At 71.2% G+C, this 21,803-nt stretch carries 16 protein-coding genes; 11 read left to right on the top strand and 5 right to left on the bottom strand.

The window, feature by feature from the left end:
* Positions 1–6 precede the first annotated feature (6 nt).
* The gene (locus tag ACZ7LS_RS35470) at positions 7–3,054 is read left to right on the top strand and encodes a helix-turn-helix transcriptional regulator (protein WP_385134728.1); all 3,048 of its coding nucleotides are present in this window, start codon (positions 7–9) and stop codon (positions 3,052–3,054) included.
* Between the two features lie 99 nt (positions 3,055–3,153).
* On the opposite strand, the gene ACZ7LS_RS35465 is transcribed toward ACZ7LS_RS35470, so the two are convergent.
* From ACZ7LS_RS35465 to ACZ7LS_RS35455, 3 genes are all read right to left on the bottom strand, one after another.
* Complete coding sequence (locus ACZ7LS_RS35465) at positions 3,154–3,327, bottom strand: DUF6191 domain-containing protein (RefSeq protein WP_356511286.1); 174 nt, start codon at positions 3,325–3,327, stop codon at positions 3,154–3,156.
* A 41-nt stretch (positions 3,328–3,368) separates the two neighbouring features.
* On the bottom strand, positions 3,369–4,529 hold the full coding sequence (locus ACZ7LS_RS35460; RefSeq protein WP_385134726.1) for a PQQ-dependent sugar dehydrogenase: 1,161 nt from the start codon (positions 4,527–4,529) through the stop codon (positions 3,369–3,371).
* A 145-nt stretch (positions 4,530–4,674) separates the two neighbouring features.
* On the bottom strand, positions 4,675–5,670 hold the full coding sequence (locus tag ACZ7LS_RS35455; protein WP_382517336.1) for an aldo/keto reductase: 996 nt from the start codon (positions 5,668–5,670) through the stop codon (positions 4,675–4,677).
* A 72-nt stretch (positions 5,671–5,742) separates the two neighbouring features.
* Here ACZ7LS_RS35455 and ACZ7LS_RS35450 point away from each other — a divergent pair, with 72 nt between their 5' ends.
* From ACZ7LS_RS35450 to serA, 6 genes are all read left to right on the top strand, one after another.
* Positions 5,743–6,681, top strand: a complete 939-nt coding sequence (locus ACZ7LS_RS35450; RefSeq protein WP_382517334.1) for a 2-hydroxyacid dehydrogenase — start codon at positions 5,743–5,745, stop codon at positions 6,679–6,681.
* A gap of 386 nt (positions 6,682–7,067) precedes the next feature.
* Positions 7,068–9,920, top strand: coding sequence for a putative bifunctional diguanylate cyclase/phosphodiesterase (locus ACZ7LS_RS35445; protein ID WP_382517921.1), 2,853 nt, complete (start codon positions 7,068–7,070; stop codon positions 9,918–9,920).
* 233 nt (positions 9,921–10,153) lie between these two features.
* Positions 10,154–12,004, top strand: a complete 1,851-nt coding sequence (locus tag ACZ7LS_RS35440; RefSeq protein ID WP_385134724.1) for an acetolactate synthase large subunit — start codon at positions 10,154–10,156, stop codon at positions 12,002–12,004.
* Between the two features lie 44 nt (positions 12,005–12,048).
* Positions 12,049–12,573, top strand: coding sequence for an acetolactate synthase small subunit (gene ilvN / locus ACZ7LS_RS35435; RefSeq protein WP_030351817.1), 525 nt, complete (start codon positions 12,049–12,051; stop codon positions 12,571–12,573).
* A 161-nt stretch (positions 12,574–12,734) separates the two neighbouring features.
* Complete coding sequence (gene ilvC / locus ACZ7LS_RS35430) at positions 12,735–13,736, top strand: ketol-acid reductoisomerase (RefSeq protein WP_030351816.1); 1,002 nt, start codon at positions 12,735–12,737, stop codon at positions 13,734–13,736.
* Positions 13,737–13,976: 240 nt separating this feature from the next.
* Positions 13,977–15,569, top strand: a complete 1,593-nt coding sequence (gene serA, locus ACZ7LS_RS35425) for a phosphoglycerate dehydrogenase (RefSeq protein WP_385134722.1) — start codon at positions 13,977–13,979, stop codon at positions 15,567–15,569.
* A gap of 75 nt (positions 15,570–15,644) precedes the next feature.
* Here serA and ACZ7LS_RS35420 read toward each other — a convergent pair whose 3' ends face one another.
* Positions 15,645–16,943, bottom strand: coding sequence for a PucR family transcriptional regulator (locus tag ACZ7LS_RS35420; RefSeq protein WP_382664714.1), 1,299 nt, complete (start codon positions 16,941–16,943; stop codon positions 15,645–15,647).
* A gap of 208 nt (positions 16,944–17,151) precedes the next feature.
* Here ACZ7LS_RS35420 and ACZ7LS_RS35415 point away from each other — a divergent pair, with 208 nt between their 5' ends.
* Complete coding sequence (locus ACZ7LS_RS35415) at positions 17,152–18,078, top strand: proline dehydrogenase family protein (RefSeq protein WP_382517322.1); 927 nt, start codon at positions 17,152–17,154, stop codon at positions 18,076–18,078.
* Between the two features lie 57 nt (positions 18,079–18,135).
* Positions 18,136–19,767 (top strand): L-glutamate gamma-semialdehyde dehydrogenase, encoded by a 1,632-nt coding sequence (gene pruA / locus ACZ7LS_RS35410; protein WP_385134719.1) that lies wholly within the window; start codon positions 18,136–18,138, stop codon positions 19,765–19,767.
* Positions 19,768–19,840: 73 nt separating this feature from the next.
* Here the strand turns inward: pruA and ACZ7LS_RS35405 are convergent, their stop codons facing one another.
* Positions 19,841–20,680, bottom strand: a complete 840-nt coding sequence (locus ACZ7LS_RS35405; protein ID WP_382517316.1) for a DUF1206 domain-containing protein — start codon at positions 20,678–20,680, stop codon at positions 19,841–19,843.
* 108 nt (positions 20,681–20,788) lie between these two features.
* Here ACZ7LS_RS35405 and ACZ7LS_RS35400 point away from each other — a divergent pair, with 108 nt between their 5' ends.
* Together ACZ7LS_RS35400 and ACZ7LS_RS35395 are read left to right on the top strand one after the other, a co-directional pair.
* The gene (locus tag ACZ7LS_RS35400) at positions 20,789–21,349 is read left to right on the top strand and encodes a GNAT family N-acetyltransferase (protein ID WP_382517313.1); all 561 of its coding nucleotides are present in this window, start codon (positions 20,789–20,791) and stop codon (positions 21,347–21,349) included.
* Positions 21,350–21,645: 296 nt separating this feature from the next.
* The gene (locus ACZ7LS_RS35395) at positions 21,646–21,777 is read left to right on the top strand and encodes a hypothetical protein (RefSeq protein ID WP_106982032.1); all 132 of its coding nucleotides are present in this window, start codon (positions 21,646–21,648) and stop codon (positions 21,775–21,777) included.
* Positions 21,778–21,803 lie beyond the last annotated feature (26 nt).

The raw sequence follows: 21,803 nt of genomic DNA, 5'->3' as shown, positions 1-21,803 counted from the left end.
TGTGCGATGCTCGGGCCCGTGGAGACCAGGTCAGTCAGCCCCGTGTTCGTCGGCAGATCCGGCGAACTCACCGCCCTCACCGAAGCGCTCGCCCGCGCCACCGCGGGCGAGCCGCAGGCGCTGCTCATCGGCGGCGAGGCCGGGGTCGGCAAGACGCGGCTCGTCGAGGAGCTGCACGAAGTGGCCTGCGCCCGGAAGGCCGTCGTCGCGGTCGGCGGCTGCGTCGAAATCGGCGCGGACGGACTGCCGTTCGCGCCCTTCTCCACCGCGCTGCGCTCGCTGCGGCGCCAGCTCCCCGACGAACTGAAGGCGGCGGCCGAGGGCCAGGAGGACGAACTGGCCCGGATCCTGCCCGAGCTGGGGCAGTCGGACCGCGGCGCGCTCGGGGAGGACGGCACCGCCCGGCTCTTCGAGCTCACCGCCCGGCTGCTCGAACGGCTCGCGGCCGACCGTACGGTCGTGCTCGTCCTGGAGGATCTGCACTGGGCGGACGCCTCCACCCGCCATCTCCTCGCCTACCTCTTCCGCGCGCTGCGCCGCGGCCGGCTCGTCGTGCTCGCCACGTACCGCGCCGACGACATCCACCGCCGCCACCCGCTGCGCCCGCTCCTGGCCGAGCTGGACCGGCTGCGCTCCGTCCGCCGTATCGAGCTCTCCCGCTTCAACCGCGCCGAGGTACGGAGCCAGCTCGCGGGCATCCTCGCGGCCGAACCGGACCCGGCCCTGCTGGACCAGATCTTCGAACGCTCCGACGGCAACGCGTTCTTCGTGGAAGAGCTGGCCTGCTCCATCGGGACCGGGCGCAGCACCGGCCTGAGCGACTCCCTGCGCGATCTGCTGCTCGTCAGGGTCGAGGCGCTGCCCGAGGACGCCCAGCGGGTCGCCAGGATCGTCGCGGAGGGCGGCACGACCGTCGAATACCGGCTGCTGGCGGCCGTCGGCCGGCTCGCGGAGGACGAGCTGATCGAGGCGCTGCGGGCCGCCGTCGGCGCCAACATCCTGCTGCCCACGGCGGACGGGGACGGCTACCGCTTCCGGCACTCCCTGGTGCGCGAGGCGGTCAGCGACGATCTGCTCCCGGGCGAGCGCTCCCGGATCAACCGCCGCTACGCCGAGGTGCTGGAGGCCGATCCCTCGCTCGTACGGGCCGATGAGCGCACCACCCGCCTCGCCAGCCACTGGTACCACGCGCATGACGCCGCCAAGGCCCTCCCCGCCGTGCTGAGCGCCGCCGTGGAGGCGCGCCAGCGCTACGCCTACTCCGAGCAACTGAGGCTGCTCGAACGGGCCATGGAGCTGTGGGACGACGCCCCCGAGGAGGTACGCGGCACGCTGCGGCCGCCGGACGACGTCGAGGTCTATCCGCCCTGCGGCGGCGATCCGGCCTCCGCGCCGCTGCGCTATCTGGACCTGATGGCGGAGGCGACGGTCGCCGCCCGCTTCGGCGGTGAGCGCGAACGCGCCCTGGCGATCTCCAAGAAGGCCCTGCGGGTCCTGGAGGGCGAGGACGGCGGGAAGGATCCGCTGCGCGCCGCCTGGTTCTGGATCCAGCGCTCCCGGCTGGTGCAGGACCTCACGCGCGGCGACGGCTGGCAGGAGCTGGCCACCGCCCAGGAGCTGGTGCGCGGCATGCGGCCGTCCGCCGTGCACGCGGAGGTCCTCGCCACGGTCGCGAGCTGGGGCGCCCTGCACCAGCCGGGCCCCGACAGCCTGGCCGCCGCCGACCGGGCCGTGGAGTACGCGCGGCTGGTCGGCGCCGAACTGACCGAGCTGCACGCCCGTCTCACCCGCGGCTGGCTCACCGCCGACGCGGGAGGCGTCGAGGAGGGCATCGCCGAGATCTACGAGGCCCGCGACCGGGCCGTCGAGCTGGGCGCCGCCGGGATCCTGGGGCGGGCCAGCGTCAATCTGCCGTCCACGCTGGAGAGCATGGGCCGCTCAGGGGAGGCGGTGACCGCCGCGGAGCAGGGCGTCGCCTTCACCCACCAACGGGGGCTGGTCGATACGGAGGCCTGGGTGCGGCACAATCTGGCCCACTCCCTCTTCTCCCTCGGGCGCTGGTCCGAGGCGGACGCCGTCCTCGATGACACGGTGGCGCTCGCCCAGTCCCACAAGGCGCGTGGTCTGGTCGCCGGACGCCGCGCCGAACTGGCCGTGGTGCGTGGCGACTTCGACGAGGCGCAGCGCCAGGTGGAGCTGGCCAGGGGCTTCTTCGGCACCCATGACTTCCAGCCGCAGCACCTCATACCGCCGGCCCGGCTCGCGATGTGTATCGCCGCGCGGCGGGGCGCGCTGGCCGACGCCAGGGCCGAGTTCGAGCGGATCACCGAACACGGCTTCCCGCCGGGTACCCGGCAGTACGCACTGCCGCTGCTGTGCACGGCCGCCTCGATCGAGGCGGACGCCAGAGGGCTGCCGGAGGCGGAGGCGGGACGCGCGGCGATCCTCGCGGCCATACGCGTCCACGCCAAGCGGATGCCCACACTGGTGCCCGTCTGGCAGGCGTACGGCCTCCTGCTGGAAGCCGAGCTGGCGCGGGCGGAGGGCAGGATGGCGCCGGAGCTGTGGGCGCGTGCCGTCGCCGCGTTCGAGGCGACGGAGCGGCCCCTGGAGCTGGCGCTCGCCCGGCAGCGCTGGGCCGCCGCGCTGCTGGACCACCACGCCGACCGGGGCGAAGCCGCGGACCTGCTCGTCCTGGCCCACACGGCGGCGCGCGGCCTCGGCGCGCGCCCGCTGACCGAGGAGATCGAACTGCTCGCCGGCCGGGCCCGGATCAGCCTCGCGCCGACGCCCGCCGGGGCCCGTACGGCCTCCGGTCCCGGCCAGGATCCCGACCCGGCCAGGTCACTGGGCCTGACCCCCCGCGAGCAGGACGTCCTGCGGCTCGTCGCCGCCGGTCACAGCAACCGCGCCATCGCCGAGGAGCTGTACATCTCGCCCAAGACGGCGAGTGTCCATGTCTCCAACATCCTGGCCAAGCTGGGGGTGTCGGGCCGTACGGAAGCGGCGGCTCTCTCGCACCGGCTGCGCCTTTTCCCCGATTCGGCGGCGTAGCGCTCCGGGTCCTGGGCGGCCCCGGACTCCGCGTCCCGGGCCCGTTCCCTTAAGCCCTGGACCCCGTCGGTCCTGGACCCCGTCAGCCCTGGAGACGTGTCACTCCCCGTGCGGGGCGGGCGGCCTTATCGTGACCTTTCCCGAGGCGAGATCTATCGGCCCCCGGCCGGGGTCGTTGTCATCGACGTCGACCCGGGTCAGTTCCAGTCTTTTCCGTTCCTCGTCGGTGTGCTTGCGGCCCGGGGCGAAAAGCTCCTCGATCAGGTTGAACACGGACTGCTCACCCTCTTCACTACGCGTCGCGGCGCGTATCGCTACGCGACTTCCAGCAGGAGGATCCTGTCGTCCCCCGGCTTCGGTGTGCCCCGGCCATCCGTATTGCTGGTCATCAGCCACACCTTGTCGCCGCCCGCCGAAAGGACCATGCGCAGGCGGCCGTATTCCGACGTCAACAACGCCTGGGGGGCCGCCGCGGATTCCCGGCCCGCCAGGGGAATCCGCCACAGCCGCTCGCCCCGCAGCGCGGCCATCCAGATCGAGCCCTCCGCGTACGCGATACCGCTCGGCGACGCCTCGTCCGTTTTCCACTGCGCGACCGGGTCGACGAAGCCGCGCTCACCGGCCTTTCCCTCCACATCGGGCCAGCCGTAATTCCTGCCAGGCTCGATGAGATTCAGCTCGTCCCAGGTGTTCTGGCCGAACTCCGAGGCCCACAGCCGCTTCTCGGAATCCCAGGCCAGTCCCTGCACATTGCGGTGGCCCAGGGAATAGACGACCGAATCGGCCTCCGGATTGCCGTGTACGGGCTGCCCGTCAGGAGTCATCCGGAGGATCTTGCCCGCCAGCGACTTCCTGTCCTGCGCGAGCCCCGTCTCACCGGTCTCGCCCGTGCCCGCGTACAGCATCTTGTCCGGGCCGAAGGCGATCCGGCCGCCATTGTGGATACTGCCCTTCGGAATACCCCGCAGCACCGTGTCCGGCGCCCCCAGCTGCTGCCCGGCCGGCTTCTTCTCGTCGTAGAACATCCGCGCGATGCGGTTGTCCCCCTCGGTCGTGAAATACGCGTACACCTGATGGTCCGAGGCATACGAGGGAGAGAGCGCGATGCCCAGCAGCCCGCCCTCGCCCGCCGGGGAGACCCCGGGCACGTCGCCGATCACGGTCTTCTTCCCGCTCTCCGCGTCCACCCGGGTGATCGTCCCCTCGTCGCGCGAGGACACCAGCAGATCACCGTCGGGCAGCGCGGCCAGGCCCCAGGGCGACGAGAGTCCTTCCGCCACGGTGGACACCACCTTCGCCGAGCCCTTGGCGGGCGGGGCCGACGGGCTGGGCTGCGCGTCCCGGGACGTGGCGGCGGCCGGGGTCGTCGGGGCGCTCCGGCCGGGCACGGCACCCGTGTCGCCGCCCGAGGAGCATCCCGTCAACACGAGAAGGGCGACAGCGGCCCCTACGGCCGTCACTGCTGAACGTCGCACGGTTCGATCCCTTCGAAGGCTGTGATTCCCCTGCGCTGATCTCTCTGCGCCGACGCGTCCGCGCCGATCCGGCCGCGCCGAATCCCCTGTCATTCCCCGTTACCGCGCCGCGCCTCTGCCTACCCCACCTACCCCACGGACGCGCTCAGTCCCACGACTCCCGCACCGGCGGCAGCTCCGCGATCTCGGCCAGATCCCGCGCCGTCAGCGTCAGCTCCGCCGCCCGCGCGTTCTCCACCGCCCACCGCTCCCGCTTCGTCCCCGGCAGCGGCACCACATGCCGCCCCCGGCTCAGCACCCACGCCAGCGCCACCTGCGCCGGGGTGGCGTCATGCCGCGCCGCGATCCGGCGCAACCCCACCACCAGTGGCTGGTTCGCGGCCATCATCTCCGCCGTGAACCGCGGATGCCGCGCCCGTACGTCGTCCGGCTCGAAACCCTGCCCCGGCGTGAGCGTGCCGGTCAGGAAGCCGTTGCCGAGCGGCATCGCCGCCAGGAACCCGATACCGCGCGCCTCGCACCACGGCAGCAGCCGCTCCAGCGCCTCCGGCGACCACACCGACAGCTCCGCCTCCACCGCGCTCACCGGGAAGACCTGCTGCACCCGCTCCAGCTGGCGGATCGTGGACTCGTGCAGATGCGCCCCCGATCTGCGCCGGGACGCGCGCGCCCCCACCGCGCACAGCCCGAGCGCCCGCACCTTCCCCGCGGTCACCAGCTCCGCCATCGCGCCCCAGGTCTCCTCGACCGGTATCTCGGGGTCGGCGCGGTGCAGCTGGTAGAGATCGATCACATCGGTCTGGAGCCGCCGCAGCGAGGCGTCACAGGCCCGCCGCACATAGCCGGGGCGGCCGTTGGCGACGATGTGCTGATCACCGACGAGCAGCCCGCACTTGGTCGAGACGAAGACGTCCGCCCGCCGCTGCCCGACCACCCGCCCCAGCAGCAGCTCGTTGGTGAAGGGGCCGTACATGTCGGCCGTGTCGAGCAGGCTCGTACCGGCGTCGAGCGCCGCGTGCACCGTACGGATCGAACGGTCGCCGTGCTGCTGCGAGCCGGTGTAGGCCCAGTGCATCGGCATGCAGCCGAGACCGATCGCGCCCACTTCGAGCGCCGCCGCACCGATTGTCCTGCGCTCCAACGCCGTACCCCTCCTCATGCCGTCCACAAGCTAACCTCATCGGTCCGGCGCACTTCGCATAGCCTCCTGACCATGACTTCAGACGTGTGGCTCCCCTTCCAGGCCGACGGGATCGAGGGACTCCCCGAGGGACCGCGTTATCTGTTCTGGGACGGCGGCGAGGAGTACCCCGCCGACCCGGCGGACTGCGCCTTCTACGCCGTCCCGTACATGAAGGGACCCGAGGTCGCGGTACGGCCGCTCGCCGCCATGACCTCCGTACGCGTCGTCCAGACCCTCTCGGCCGGCATCGACCATGTGACCCCCGCGCTCGGCACGCTTCCCGCCGGCGTACGCCTGTGCAACGCCAAGGGCGTCCACGAGGCCAGCACCGCCGAACTCGCCCTGGCCCTGGTCCTCGCCTCCCTGCGCGGCATCCCCGGCTTCGTCACCGGCCAGCAGCGGGAGGAGTGGCGCTCCGGCTTCTACCCGGCGCTCGCCGACAGGTCCGTACTGATCGTCGGGTACGGATCGATCGGCGCGGCCATCGAGGACCGGCTCGCGCCCTTCGAGTGCGCGCGGGTGGTGCGCGTCGCCCGCTCCGCCCGCACGACGGAGCGCGGCGCCGTCCAGGCGTTCACCGATCTCCCCGGACTGCTCCCCGACGCCGATGTGGTGATCCTCTCCACCCCGCTCACCGAGGGGACGAGGGGCCTGGCGGGAGCGGAGTTCCTGGCGCGGATGAAGGACGGCGCACTTCTGGTCAACGTCGCGCGCGGCGCCGTCGTCGACACCAAGGCGCTGCTCGCCGAGACCGGGAGCGGACGGATCACGGCCGCCCTGGACGTCACCGACCCGGAACCGCTGCCCGCCGGCCATCCCCTCTGGCACACCCCGGGCGTCCTCATCAGCCCCCATGTCGGCGGCTCCACCTCCGCGTTCCTGCCGCGCGCCCAACGGCTGCTGACCGGCCAGCTCACCCGGTTCGTCGCCGGCGAGGAACCGGCCAACATCGTCCTCACCACCGGCTGACCCCGAGCCGGGGCGCCCGAGCCGCGGCGACCGGGGACCGGCGCATCCCGGGCCGCGGCACCTCGCGGCAGGGCCCGGAAGGCCCTCCTCGGACACGCTCCGCAGCCGACCGGACACCCTCGTGGCCGACAAGTCCCCTGGTCGTCACGGAGAGTAGAAGAACTATGTCCCTGAGTGACGAGACTGGTGTATCGTCCCGATCTGGGGGCTGCGGCGTGCCTGGAACGGCGCAGCGGAGCGAACAGAATGCGAGGGGGGCGACGGGCGATGTACGGCCAATGGACGAACGATCCGACGCGGCAGGGACGCCGGCGGCGGCCTCCGGACATCCCGATCAGCAGGCAGGTTCCTTCGGCGGTGACAGCGACACCCCCCGGGGTGTTCCGGTGAGCGCCGAGGGCGTGCTCCTCGGCAGGCGGGCGGTCTCCGGCAGCGGCTCGGGGCTGGTCGCGCAGCTCCTGCTCGCCCTGATCTGCGGGGGCTACGCGGCCGGCGCGGCGCTGGGCTGGGGCTCGCACGAACTGGCCCTGTTCATGGGTGACTTCGGTCTCAGCCTGGCCGCCGCGATCGCCGCGGTCTCCTGCTTCTTCTACGCACGCGGCCGCGGCAGCCGCTTCCGGCCCGCCTGGCTGCTGTTCTCGTTCTCCTCCGCGATGGCCTCCGGAGGGAACGCCGTCTGGGGCTGGTACGAGGTCGTCCTCGACGAACCGGTGCCCAGCCCCTCACTCGCCGATCTCTTCTTCCTCTGCTTCGCGCCACCCGCCATCGTGGGACTGCTCGTGCTCGCCAAACGCCCGGTCAGCAGGGCCGGCTGGGTCTGTCTGGCGCTCGACTCCTGGCTGATCGGCGGCTCACTGCTCACCCTCTCCTGGAGCCTCGCCCTCGCGCGGACGGCGCACTTCCAGGGCGAGAGCGTGACCCAGGCGGCGCTCTCCCTCGCCTATCCGCTGCTCGACATCGTGCTGGTCAGCATGGTGCTCGCGCTGCACTTCCGACGGGCCACGGGAAGCCGCTCCGCCGTCAACACCGCGATCGCCGCGCTGGCCCTGACGGTGCTGTGCGACGCCCTGTTCACCTCCCCGCTGCTGCGGGAGACCTATCGCTCGGGACAACTGCTGGACGCCGGCTGGTTCGCCGGCTCGCTGCTCCTCGCGTACGCGCCATGGGGGATGCGCCGGATCCCGGAGAGCCCTCCGCAGCCACGTCACCCCCGTACCCCCAGCCGTCCCATCGCCGGCTCGCTCGCCGCGCTCACGCCGTATCTGGCGGCCGCCGTCTGCACGCTGGGCATCCTCTACAACGTGATCGAGGGCCGGCGCGTCGACCGGGTGGTGGTCCTCACCGGCTGCGCGGTCGTGCTCGCGCTGGTCGTACGGCAGGGCATCATGCTCGTCGACAACATCGCGCTCACCCATGAACTGGCCCAGAAGGAGAACCACTTCCGGTCCCTGGTGCAGGGCTCCAGCGATGTGATCATGATCGCCGCGCCCTCCGGCATACTCCGCTACGTCAGCCCCGCCGCCACGGGCGTGTACGGCCGCGAGGCCGAGGATCTCGTCGGCGCGGAGCTGGCCTCGATCATCCACCCCGACGACCTCGGCAGGGTGGTCCACGAAGTACGGCGCTTCCTGGCCGCACCGCCCTCCGAGGAGCCCACGACCCGCATCGAGTGCCGGTTCAGATCAGGGGCCGGTGACTGGCTCAACGTGGAATCCACCGTCAACCGCCACCAGGGCGGGCTGATCTTCAACAGCCGCGACGTCACCGAACGGGTCCGCCTCCAGGCGCAGCTCCAGCACAACGCCGAACACGACCCGCTCACCGACCTGCCCAACCGCGCCCTGTTCACCGAGCGCGTACGACAGGCCCTCTCCGGCCGCCGTACGACCGATCCGGGCACGGCCGTGCTCTTCATCGACCTCGACGGCTTCAAGGGCGTCAACGACCGCCTGGGCCATCAGGTCGGGGACGAACTGCTGATCCTCGCCGCGCACCGGCTCCAGGACTCCGTACGGGCCGGGGACACCGCCGCCAGGCTCGGCGGCGACGAGTTCGCGGCCATCGTCCTCGGCGACGGGAACGACGACCTGACCGCCCGCGAGCACCAGGTGCACGAGATCGCCGACCGGCTGCGCCTCAGGCTCTCGCAGCCGTACCGCATCGACGGCAACGATGTCCGGGTCGCCGCCTCCATCGGTATCGCCTTCGCGGAACCGGGCATAACCCCCACCGAGCTCATGCGGAACGCGGACCTCGCCATGTACCGCGCCAAGGCCGCGGGCAAGAACCGCGTCGAGCTGTACGCGCCCCAGATGCAGGCCGACGTCGTCCGCAAGACCGAGCTGGCGACCCGGCTGCGCACCGCCCTGCACGACGGCGAATTCGCCCTGCTGCACCAGCCCGTGGTGCATCTCACCACCGGCCGGGTCTCCGCCGTCGCCGCCCAGGCCCGCTGGCGCTCCGCCCAGGGCATCCTGTTCACCCCCGCCGAGTTCCCGCGCGGGGGCGACGACAGCGACCGCACCACGGAGCTCGGTCGCTGGCTGTTGGAAGAAGCCGTCTCCCACGCCGCGGAACGGGCGAGAATCGGCCAACCTGTGCCCGTCGCCGTACGGCTCCCGGCCCGCAGGCTGCTCGACAGATCCCTGCCGCTCGGATCCATCGAGTCCCTGCTCAGCCGCCATGGGCTGCCGTCGGGGGCCCTGATGATAGAGCTCGCCGACAGCGATCCGCGCGCCTCGCTCGACGAGCTGGAGCACCGGCTCATCGCGCTGCGCCGGCTGGGCGTACGGATCGCCCTCGACGGCTTCGGCAGCGGCTACGCCGCGATCAGCGCCCTGCGCAGGCTCCCCGTGGACGTACTGAAACTGGACCGCGGTCTGGTGGAGGGCGTCGTGGAGTCCGCGCGGCTGCACAAGATCACGGCGGGGCTGCTGCGGATCGCCGGTGATCTGGGCATGGAGTCCGTGGCCGACGGCGTCGACGTCCCCGAACAGGTCCTCGCGCTGCGCGCCATGGGGTGTACGCACGGCCAGGGGATGGCCTTCTCCGGGCCACTGGACGAGTACCGGCTGCGCCGCGCCCTGCTGACCGGCACATACCCGCTGCCGGGCGGCGTGGCCCAGCCCGTACTGACGGGCAGCGCACTGCCCGGAAGCACGCTTCCCGTCAGGTCTTCCCGGCCGTCCGCGGGTGACCGGATTCCACACCCCTCCATGCCCCTCGATCCGCTCAAATAGTGAGACTCCCGTCCCACCCACTTGACAGCCATGGCGCGCCGGAGGGATGGTCAGTGCCATGCGCACCCGAATTCTCGTACTTGGAAAGCGCGTCGGCTGAAGCAGAGCACGAACCGCTCCGCACACCCCACCGACGCGCTCCCCTCGCCTGCCTGACGGCACGAGGGGTTTTTTGTTGCACCGGCACACCCCAAACCCTCGCAAAAACCCTCAGCCTCGAGAAGAGAATGCCGATGACCGAGCAGGCCACCGGGGCCCACCATCCGCAGCCGCGGGCCCGTAACGGCGGACCGTCCCCCGCCTCCGTCGAGCACGTCACGGGCGCGCAGTCCCTCATCCGCTCGCTTGAGGAAGTGGGAGCCGACACGGTATTCGGGATCCCCGGCGGCGCCATCCTCCCCGCGTACGACCCGATGATGGACTCCACCCGGGTCCGCCACATCCTCGTCCGCCACGAGCAGGGCGCGGGCCACGCGGCCGAGGGCTACGCCCAGGCCACCGGCAAGGTGGGCGTGTGCATGGCCACCTCGGGCCCCGGCGCCACCAACCTGGTCACCCCGATCGCCGACGCGCACATGGACTCCGTGCCGCTGGTCGCCATCACCGGCCAGGTGGCGAGCAAGGCCATCGGGACGGACGCCTTCCAGGAGGCGGACATCTGCGGCATCACGATGCCGATCACCAAGCACAACTTCCTGGTCACCAGGGCCGAGGACATCCCGCGCACCATCGCGGAGGCCTTCCACATCGCCTCCACCGGGCGCCCGGGACCGGTCCTGGTGGACATCGCGAAGGACGCGCTCCAGGCGGAGACGACCTTCAGCTGGCCGCCCACCCAGGACCTGCCCGGCTACCGTCCGGTGACCAAGCCGCACGCCAAGCAGATCCGCGAGGCCGCCAAGCTCATCACGCAGTCCAGGCGACCGGTGCTGTACGTCGGCGGCGGCGTCCTCAAGGCCGGCGCCACCGCCGAGCTGAGGGTCCTCGCCGAGCTGACCGGCGCCCCCGTCACCACCACCCTGATGGCACTGGGCGCGTTCCCCGACAGCCACCCGCTGCACGTGGGAATGCCGGGGATGCACGGATCGGTCACCGCCGTCACCGCGCTGCAGAAGGCCGACCTGATCGTCGCCCTCGGAGCCCGTTTCGACGACCGCGTCACCGGCAAGCTGGACAGCTTCGCGCCCCACGCCAAGATCATCCACGCCGATATCGACCCGGCCGAGATCGGCAAGAACCGCACCGCGGACGTGCCGATCGTCGGCGACGCCCGCGAGGTCCTCGCCGATCTGGTGCAGGCCGTCCAGGCCGAGCACACCGACGGCCACATCGGTGACTACACCGCCTGGTGGCAGGACCTCAACCGCTGGCGCGAGACCTACCCCCTCGGCTACAGCCAGCCCGGGGACGGCACCCTCTCGCCGCAGCAGGTCATCCAGCGCATCGGCCAGCTCGCCCCCGAGGACACCATCTACGCGGCGGGCGTCGGCCAGCACCAGATGTGGGCCGCGCACTTCATCGACTACGAGAAGCCCGCCACGTGGCTGAACTCCGGCGGCGCCGGGACCATGGGCTACGCCGTGCCGGCCGCCATGGGCGCCAAGGCGGGGCAGCCGGGCCGCACCGTCTGGGCCATCGACGGCGACGGCTGCTTCCAGATGACCAACCAGGAACTCACCACCTGCGCGCTCAACAACATCCCGATCAAGGTCGCGGTCATCAACAACGGCGCGCTGGGCATGGTCCGCCAGTGGCAGACCCTCTTCTACAACCAGCGCTACTCCAACACCGTGCTGCACTCCGGCCAGGACGCGGCCGACGGCCCCAACGGCGGCACCCGCGTCCCGGACTTCGTCAAGCTGTCCGAGGCCATGGGCTGTGTCGCGATGCGCTGCGAGTCCCCGGACGAGCTGGACGCGGTGATCGCCAAGGCCAACTCCATCAACGACCGCCCCGTCGTGGTCGACTTCATCGTCCACGAGGACGCCCAGGTCTGGCCGATGGTCCCCGCGGGCACGTCCAACGACGAGGTCCTGGCCGCCCTGGGCGTCCGCCCCGACTTCGGCGACGGCGCGGACGACTGAGCCGCGGAACGAGAGCCCGAGAGACCGAGAGAAGAGACCGACACATGACCAGGCACACGCTCTCCGTTCTGGTGGAGAACACCCCCGGCATCCTCGCCCGGATCGCCGCGCTGTTCTCCCGCCGCGGTTTCAACATCGACTCGCTCGCCGTCGGTGTCACCGAGCACCCCGACATCTCCCGCATCACCATCGTGGTCAATGTCGAGGAACTGCCCCTGGAGCAGGTGACGAAGCAGCTCAACAAGCTGGTGAACGTCCTGAAGATCGTCGAACTGGAGCCCGGCGCCGCGATCCAGCGCGAGCTCGTCCTGGTGAAGGTCCGCGCCGACAACGAGACCCGTTCCCAGATCGTCGAGATCGTCCAGCTGTTCCGCGCCAAGACCGTGGACGTCTCACCCGAGGCCGTCACGATCGAGGCCACGGGATCGAGCGACAAGCTCGACGCCATGCTGAAGATGCTGGAGCAGTACGGCATCAAGGAGCTGGTGCAGTCCGGCACGATCGCCATAGGACGTGGCGCGCGGTCCATCACCGACCGCAGCCTGCGCGCGCTCGACCGCAGCGCGTAACCCCCCGTCCCCCGCCCGTACGCACGCCCCGTCCCGTTCCGCTCGTATGGCGAGACCGGGAGACCGCAGCGACCGTCCCGCCGTACGGTGGGTGGGACGCGAGCTGCGACATCGTCAAAGCCGCCTGCACCCGAAGCAGCGCACACCAAGGAGAAGACCCAGTGGCCGAGCTGTTCTACGACGACGACGCCGACCTGTCCATCATCCAGAACCGCAAGGTCGCGGTCATCGGCTACGGAAGCCAGGGCCACGCCCACGCGCTGTCGCTGCGTGACTCGGGTGTCGACGTCCGGGTCGGTCTGCACGAGGGCTCCAAGTCCAAGGCCAAGGCCGAGGAGCAGGGCCTGCGCGTGGTGACGCCCGCCGAGGCCGCCGCCGAGGCCGACGTCATCATGATCCTGGTGCCGGACCCGATCCAGGGCCAGGTCTACGAGGAGTCCATCAAGGACAACCTGAAGGACGGCGACGCGCTGTTCTTCGGACACGGCCTCAACATCCGCTACGGCTTCATCAAGCCGCCGGCCAATGTCGATGTCGCGATGGTCGCCCCCAAGGGCCCCGGCCACCTGGTCCGCCGCCAGTACGAGGAGGGCCGCGGCGTGCCGTGCATCGCGGCCGTCGAGCAGGACTTCTCCGGCAGCGCCTTCGCGCTGGCCCTCTCGTACGCGAAGGGCATCGGCGGCACCCGCGCCGGTGTCATCAAGACGACCTTCACGGAGGAGACCGAGACCGACCTGTTCGGTGAGCAGGCCGTGCTCTGCGGCGGCACCGCCGCGCTGGTCAAGGCGGGCTTCGAGACGCTGACCGAGGCCGGCTACCAGCCGGAGATCGCGTACTTCGAGTGCCTCCACGAGCTGAAGCTGATCGTGGACCTGATGTACGAGGGCGGCCTGGAGAAGATGCGCTGGTCGGTCTCGGAGACCGCCGAGTGGGGCGACTACGTCAGCGGCCCGCGCGTCATCACCGACCAGACCAAGGTCGAGATGAAGAAGATCCTGGCCGAGATCCAGGACGGCACCTTCGCCAAGAACTGGATGGAGGAGTACCACGGCGGTCTGAAGAAGTACAACGAGTACAAGAAGGCCGACAGCGACAGCCTGCTCGCCACCACGGGCGCCGAGCTGCGCAAGCTCATGAGCTGGGTGGACAACGAGGACGCGTAACACCGCGCGCGGGCGGCCCCGGCCAGGGATGAGCCGGGGCCGCTCGTACGGAACGCCGACGCGGGACCGCACGTACGGGTGATCCTGCCGCCTGGGCGGAAAACGCCCCGGTGACAGCACTAGACTGCTCAGCACATACGCGTCAGGCCCACAGCGTCGTGCGTCTTCCACGCGGCCAGAACCCTCCACCGCATGCGGCCGTCGGGACGGCCGTCCGCTATGGGACTTGTGAGGACTCACGTGAGCTCGAAACCTGTCGTACTCATCGCTGAAGAGCTTTCGCCCGCCACCGTCGACGCGCTCGGTCCGGACTTCGAGATCCGGCACTGCAACGGCGCCGACCGCGCGGAGCTGCTGCCCGCCATCGCCGGCGTGGACGCGATCCTGGTCCGCTCCGCGACCAAGGTCGACGCGGAGGCCATCGCCGCCGCGGGCAAGCTGAGGGTGGTCGCCCGCGCCGGCGTCGGCCTCGACAACGTGGACGTCTCCGCCGCCACCAAGGCGGGCGTGATGGTCGTGAACGCGCCGACCTCGAACATCGTCACCGCCGCCGAGCTGGCCTGCGGTCTGCTGGTCGCCACCGCGCGCAACATCCCGCAGGCCAACACCGCCCTCAAGAACGGCGAGTGGAAGCGCTTCAAGTACACGGGCGTCGAGCTGAGCGAGAAGACGCTGGGCGTCGTCGGCCTCGGCCGTATCGGCGTGCTGGTCGCCCAGCGCATGTCCGCCTTCGGCATGAAGATCGTCGCGTACGACCCCTATGTGCAGCCGGCCCGCGCCGCGCAGATGGGCGTCAAGCTGCTGACGCTGGACGAGCTGCTCGACGTCTCGGACTTCATCACCGTGCACCTGCCGAAGACCCCCGAGACGCTGGGTCTGATCGGCGACGAGGCGCTGCACAAGGTCAAGCCGACGGTGCGGATCGTGAACGCCGCGCGCGGCGGGATCGTGGACGAGGAGGCGCTCGCCTCCGCGCTCAAGGAGGGCCGGGTCGCCGGCGCCGGTCTGGACGTGTACTCCAAGGAGCCCTGCACGGACTCCCCGCTCTTCCAGTTCGACCAGGTCGTCTGCACCCCGCACCTCGGCGCCTCCACCGACGAGGCCCAGGAGAAGGCGGGCATCGCGGTCGCCAGGTCCGTACGGCTCGCGCTCGCGGGCGAGCTGGTGCCGGACGCGGTCAACGTCCAGGGCGGCGTCATCGCCGAGGACGTACGCCCGGGGCTGCCGCTCGCCGAGAAGCTCGGCCGGATCTTCACCGCCCTCGCGGGCGAGGTCGCGGTCCGGCTCGATGTCGAGGTGTACGGCGAGATCACCCAGCACGATGTGAAGGTGCTCGAACTGTCCGCGCTCAAGGGCGTGTTCGAGGATGTCGTCGCCGAGACCGTGTCGTATGTCAACGCCCCGCTGTTCGCGCAGGAGCGTGGCGTCGAGGTCCGGCTGACCACGTCGAGCGAGTCCCCGAACCACCGCAATGTGGTGACCGTGCGCGGCACGCTCTCCGGCGGCGAGGAGGTCTCGGTCTCCGGCACACTGGCCGGGCCCAAGAACCTCCAGAAGATCGTCGCGATCGGCGAGTACGACGTGGAGCTGGCGCTGGCCGAGCACATGATCGTGCTGCGCTACGAGGACCGTCCCGGTGTGGTCGGCACGGTCGGCCGGATCCTCGGCGAGGCCGGGCTCAACATCGCGGGGATGCAGGTCTCGCGGGCGGAGGAGGGCGGCGAGGCGCTGGTCGTGCTCACCGTCGACGACAACGTACCGCCGGCCGTGCTGGTGGAGATCTCGGAGGAGATCGGCGCGGCCTCGGCGCGCTCGGTCGACCTGACGGACTGATCCGACCGGCTGATCCGACCGGCTGATCCGACCGGCCGGGCAGGCCCCAGGTCCTGTCCGCGCCCGGCCCGGGTGTCAGAGCCGGGTCGACTTCAGGGCCATATGGAGAAGCAGCCGGTCCTCACCGTCGTCCAGCTCCAGACCCGTCAGCTGTTCGATCCGGGAGAGCCGGTAGTAGAGCGTCTGACGGTGGATGCCGAGAGCCGACGCCGTACGCCCCGCCTGGCCCGCATGGTCGAGGAACACCTCGGCGGTGTGGGCCAGTTCGGCATGTACGGGGTCCAGCAGCGGCCGGACCGCGGGGTCGGGCTCGGTGGGGAGCGCCGTCAGCAGACGGTACGGGCCGATCGACGTCCACTGCGCCACCGGACCGAAACGGGGCTGGGCCACCGAGGCGCGGGCCGCCGAGACGGCCTCCCGCCAGGCCGCGGGCAGCTCGGCCAGACCGCGGCGCGGCGCGCAGGAACCGGCGGCGGCCCCTGGGCCCGCGTCCTCGCGCAGCCGGGCGACGGCCGTGAGGACGGGCGCGAGCGCGTCCGGTGACCGGAGCCGTACGAGCAGGGCGAGCGTGTCCGCCTCGCCCGAGCCATGGACCGGGCCGTTCACCGAGCCGCCGGCGGGGCCGTTCACCGAGCCGCTCACCGGCCCGCTCGTCCGGCCGGTCGCCCCGCCCGGCGACGAGCCGTTCAGGCGCCCGGCCGTCTGGCCTGTTGCCGTGGACCTCGCCGGGCGGCCCTCGGCCACCGCCCCGTACGGCAGGGCGCACAGCGCCGCCGTCCCCGGCACCGCCCGTACCCGTGGTTCCTCACCGCGCCAGGGCGCCACGCAGAGCACCACATACGGTCCGTCCGCGCTCGGCCCCAGCGCGGCGCGCAGCGCGGTCAGCGCCATGTCCCGCTGCCAGCCGGGCTCGGCCGTCAGCGCGGCGCGCAGTTCACGGGCCAGATCCGCGCCCGCCCGCGCCTCGTCGGCGAGCAGATCGCCGATCCGCGCGGTCACCTCCATGGCCGCCGCGAGCCGGGAGGCGCTCGGCCCCGGATCGGAGTCGTCGAGCAGCCAGACATAGCCGAGCACCGTGCCCCGGTGCCGTACGGGCAGACAGATCCGGCCACGGAAGACGCCCGCGTCCGGGGCGGCGGGGATACGGACCGGCGCCGTCGCGCGGGTGATGCCGAAGCCCTCGAACCAGGCGCGGACCGCCGGTGTGGACTTCCTGGTCAGGATCGAACGCGTCCTGACCGGGTCCATGGCCGAGTCGTCCTCGCTGTCGTGCGCACCGAAGGCGATCAGCCCGAAGTCCCGGTTCTCCAGCGTCGCGGGGACACCGAGCAGCGCGGTGATCTCGTCGACCAGCTCCTGATAATCGTCCTTCACCCGGACATTCTCCCACTGCTTTCAGACACATGTCTGAGATCCGGGCCACGGATGCGTGACAGCTGTCGATGGCTGAGGAACGGACCGGTCCTTAAATTTCACAGTGGTTCTTCTTGCTGTACTGAACTGATCGATTCTGTTTCGCGGATGTTCGGCGAGGTTCGGTCGTTCGGTGACGGCTCTCTCGATCTCACCGTGGAGGTGCCCCGTGCTGGGTCCCGTGATCCTCGCCGCGTCGCGGAGCGACAGAATGCGCCGTGTCGTCTCGGCCGCCCCGGTCACCAAGCCCGTGGTGAACCGTTTCATCGCCGGTGAGTCGGTCGAGGAGACGGTCCCGGTGATCGAGAACATGGCCGGCCGCGGTCTGGAGATCACCCTCGACGTCCTCGGCGAGGACATCTCCGACCCGACCGAGGCGCTCGCCGCCCGGGACGCCTATCTGACGCTGATCGAGGCCCTCGCCCCGCTGGAGCTGGGCGTCCGCGCCGAGATGTCGGTCAAGCTCTCCTCCTTCGGGCAGGCCCTGCCCGGCGGACACGACCTCGCGCTGAAGAACATCACCACCGTCGTCGAGGCCGCCGCCGAGATCGGCACCACGGTCACCCTCGACATGGAGGACCACACCACCATCGACTCGACGCTCGCCATCCACGGCGAGCTGCGCGAGCGCTTCCCGCAGACCGGCGCCGTCGTCCAGTCGTACCTCTTCCGCACCGAGGAGGACTGCCGGAGGCTCGCCGAGGCCGGCTCGCGCGTGCGCCTCGTCAAGGGCGCCTACAAGGAGCCCGCGTCCGTCGCGTACCAGGACAAGAGGGAGGTCGACCGGGCGTACGTCCGCTGCCTCAGGATCCTGATGAACGGCGCCGGCTACCCGATGGTCGGCTCCCACGACCCGCGCCTCATCGCGATCGCCCAGCACCTCGCCCGCCGCGCCGGACGTAAGCTCGATGAGTACGAGTTCCAGATGCTGTACGGCATCCGGGAGGCCGAGCAGGACCGGCTGGCAGCCGAGGGACACCGGATGCGTGTCTACATCGCGTACGGCACCGACTGGTACGGGTATTTCATGCGCCGGCTCGCCGAGCGCCCCGCCAACCTCGCGTTCTTCCTGCGTTCGCTGGTCAGCCGCGGCTGAGCCGCCGCCACCGAGACCGACCGCCCCTGACCTACTGATGAAGGAGATTCGGCACCCATGGACGCTGTGACCCAGGTTCCCGCGCCGGTCAACGAGCCGGTGCACGGCTATGCCCCGGGCTCCCCGGAGCTGGCCCGTCTTGAGGTCAAGCTCAAGGAGCTGGCCGAGAACCCCGTCGATCTGCCGATGACGATCGGCGGCGAGAAGCGGATGGGCGGGGGCGAGCGCGTCGACGTCGTACAGCCGCACAACCACCGGGCCGTGCTCGGTACGTTCGCCGGCGCCACCCAGCAGGACGCGCGCGACGCGATCGACGCCGCCCTGGCCGCCGCCCCGGGCTGGCGCGCCATGTCCTTCGACGACCGCGCCGCGATCATCCTGCGCGCCGCCGAACTGCTCGCGGGACCGTGGCGCGAGACGCTGGCCGCCGCGACCATGCTCGGCCAGTCGAAGACGGCCCAGCAGGCCGAGATCGACACCCCCTGCGAGCTGGTCGACTTCTGGCGCTTCAACGTCAAGTACGCCCGTGACCTGCTCGCCGAGCAGCCGCCGGCCAACTCGCCCGGCGTCTGGAACCGGCTCGACCACCGGCCGCTGGAAGGTTTCGTCTACGCGATCACCCCGTTCAACTTCACGGCGATCGCGGGCAACCTGCCGACCGCGCCCGCGCTCATGGGCAATGTCGTGGTCTGGAAGCCGTCCCCGACGCAGACCCTCGCCGCCGTGCTGCTGATGGAGCTGCTGGAGGAGGCCGGCCTGCCCAAGGGTGTCATCAACCTGGTGACGGGCGACGGCATCGCCGTCTCCGAGGTGGCCCTGAACCACCGCGACCTGGCGGGCATTCACTTCACCGGTTCGACCAGGACCTTCCAGCACCTGTGGAAGACCGTCGGCAACAACATCGAGACGTACCGCTCCTACCCGCGGATCGTCGGCGAGACCGGGGGCAAGGACTTCGTCGTCGCCCACCCGAGCGCCGACCGCGCGGTCCTCAAGACCGCGCTGACCCGGGGCTCCTTCGAGTACCAGGGGCAGAAGTGCTCCGCCTCCTCGCGCGCCTATGTCCCGGCGTCGATCTGGAACAACGGGTTCAAGGAGGAGTTCGCGACCGAGGTGGACGGGATCGCCATGGGCGACGTCACCGATCTCTCGAACTTCATCGGCGCCGTCATCGACGAGCGCGCCTTCGCCAAGAACAAGGCCGCCATCGACCGCGCCGCCGCCGACCCGACGTGCACGATCGTCGCGGGCGGTACGTACGACGACTCCGTCGGCTACTTCGTCAGGCCGACCGTCATCGCCTGCACCGACCCCGGGAACGAGGTCTTCACGACCGAGTACTTCGGCCCGATCCTCGCGGTCCACGTCTACGACGACGCCGACTACGAGGCGGTGCTCGCGCAGCTGGAGTCCGTCTCGGCGTACGCGCTGACCGGCTCGGTCATCGCCCGTGACCGCGCCGCCGCGGCCGACGCGATGGAGAAGCTGCGCTACGCGGCGGGCAACTTCTACATCAACGACAAGTCGACCGGAGCCGTCGTCGGCCAGCAGCCCTTCGGCGGCGGCCGCGCCTCCGGCACGAACGACAAGGCGGGCGCCCCGCAGAACCTGATGCGCTGGACGCTGACCCGCGCCATCAAGGAGACGCTGGTCCCGCCGACCGACTACCGCTACCCGCACATGGGCTGACGGCCCCGCAGACTCCGCCCCCGTACCGGCAGCCCCCCTTCGCCGGTACGGGGGCGGCTCCACGCCCGGAGCGTCAGACCCTGCGCCAGCGGGCCATCAGGAACGAGAAGATCCCGAACAGCCCCAGCCCCACCGCGACCACCGCGAGCAGCCAGGGCCCCGCGGGGGTGTCGGTGAAGGAACGCAGGGTGTCGTCGACCCCCTTGGCCTTGTCCGGCTCGTACGCGATCGCCGCCTGGACGACGAACACCCCCAGGGCGGCGAAGAGCACGCCCCGCGCGGCCCCGCCCGCGACGCCGGTCACATCGAGGAACCGCCGTGTCCCGCCGGACATCCGGCCGAGCTTCAGATGCTTGTGGTACTTGCGCAGCACCGCGCGGACACCGACCCAGAGCCCCGCGGCGGCGATGCCCACCCCGGCGGCCCCCACGATCCACTGCCCGCCGGGCAGCTCCAGCGCCTTGGCGGTGACATCCCGCGACTGACGGTCGCCGGACCCGCTGCCGCTGCCCTTGTCACCGGCGGCGAACGCCAGCACGGAGTAGGCGACGAATCCGTAGAAGACCGCGCGTCCCGCCGACAGCAGCCGCTTGTGCGTCTTGTGGCCGTCGGGTCCGGCCGCGCCGAACAGCGCCTCGGAGAGCCGCCACAACGCCATGCCCGCCAGCCCGATGCCCAGGGCCCAGAGGAGGACGACGCCCCATGGCCGCCCCGCGATCTCCGCCAGCGCGCCGCCGCGGTCGGCCTCCTGGCCGCCACCGCCGAACGCGACCCGGAGCGCGAGCACGCCGATGAGCAGGTAGATCACCCCGCGCGCGGCGAAGCCCCAGCGGGCCGCCCCGTCCATGGCCTGGCTGTTCGCCGCCTGTCGCGCCTTGCCTCGTCCGTTGAGTGACGCCGTGTGTACGTTCATATGGGCCTCCGCTGACCGAGTGCCCCGGCCTTCCGCCGGGAAACGGCGGGCCCCGCGGCGTGCGCCGAGGGCGCGCGGCGGCGGGCGAGCCCTGAGAGGGTGGCACGTATGACCGAAATCCTGCGCACCGCCCACACCTTCGAGCTCTCCCCGGCCGAACTCACCGAGATCCGCGCCCTGTTGGACGCCGCCTTCGAGGGCGAGTTCGCCGACGAGGACTGGGACCACGGGCTCGGTGGTGTGCACGCCCTCGTACGGGACCCGGACGGCACGCTCCTCGCGCACGGCAGTGTGGTCCAGCGCCGGCTGCTGCACGACGGCCGCTCCTACCGCGTCGGATACGTCGAGGCCGTGGGCGTACGGGCCGACCGGCGCCGGCGGGGGCTCGGGGACCGGGTGATGGAGGCCCTGGAGCGCGTGATCGACGGCGCGTACGACGTCGGGGCGCTCTCCGCCTCGGCCGACGGGGCGCGGCTGTACCGGGCGCGTGGCTGGCAGCCCTGGCCGTACCGGATCGAGGTGCTGGGGCCCGGGGGAGTGGTACGGCTGCCGGACGAGGAGGGCTCCACGTATCTGCGTCCGGCGGCGGGACGGCCCCTCCCGGGACCGGCGTCTCCCGGGGACGACTCCGCGCTGGTCTTCGACTGGCGGGACGGCGATGTGATGTAGCGCGTGTCCGGTGGATCCTCGCGGGCCCACGAGGGATTTCCGCAGGTCGGAGTGATCACCGTCTCAGATAGTAGGAAGTCCGAGTAATCGTGGAGACAGAGCGCCGATCCTCGCTTAGCTTGGAATGAGCCGAATGTCTCGCTCGATCCAGCGAATGGCGGTTGTTGGCACGCGCCCGCACACAGGCAACCCCTGTCGCGTATGCCCCCGCCCCTTCCGGCCGCGCCCCTTCAGGCAGCGCTGACGCATCACGCGGCCCTACCGCGTGGCTCAGCCATTCCAAGGAGTCGATCATCATGGCCGAGACGACTGTCCGCCGCCGCGTCCGTCACACCTCCCGCACCAGCGAATCCGACCGCAAGAACGCCGCCGCCGCCCTGCAGCGTGCTCTCGACCGCAGGGACAACGGCGGCTCGACCGGCCACTGACCCGCGCCGGTCACCGATCCGCGCCG

The organism is Streptomyces sp. NPDC039430 (genome assembly GCF_055639435.1).
The sequence above is the reverse complement of the archived record's forward strand: the minus strand, read 5'-3'. Positions and strand labels throughout refer to the sequence as shown.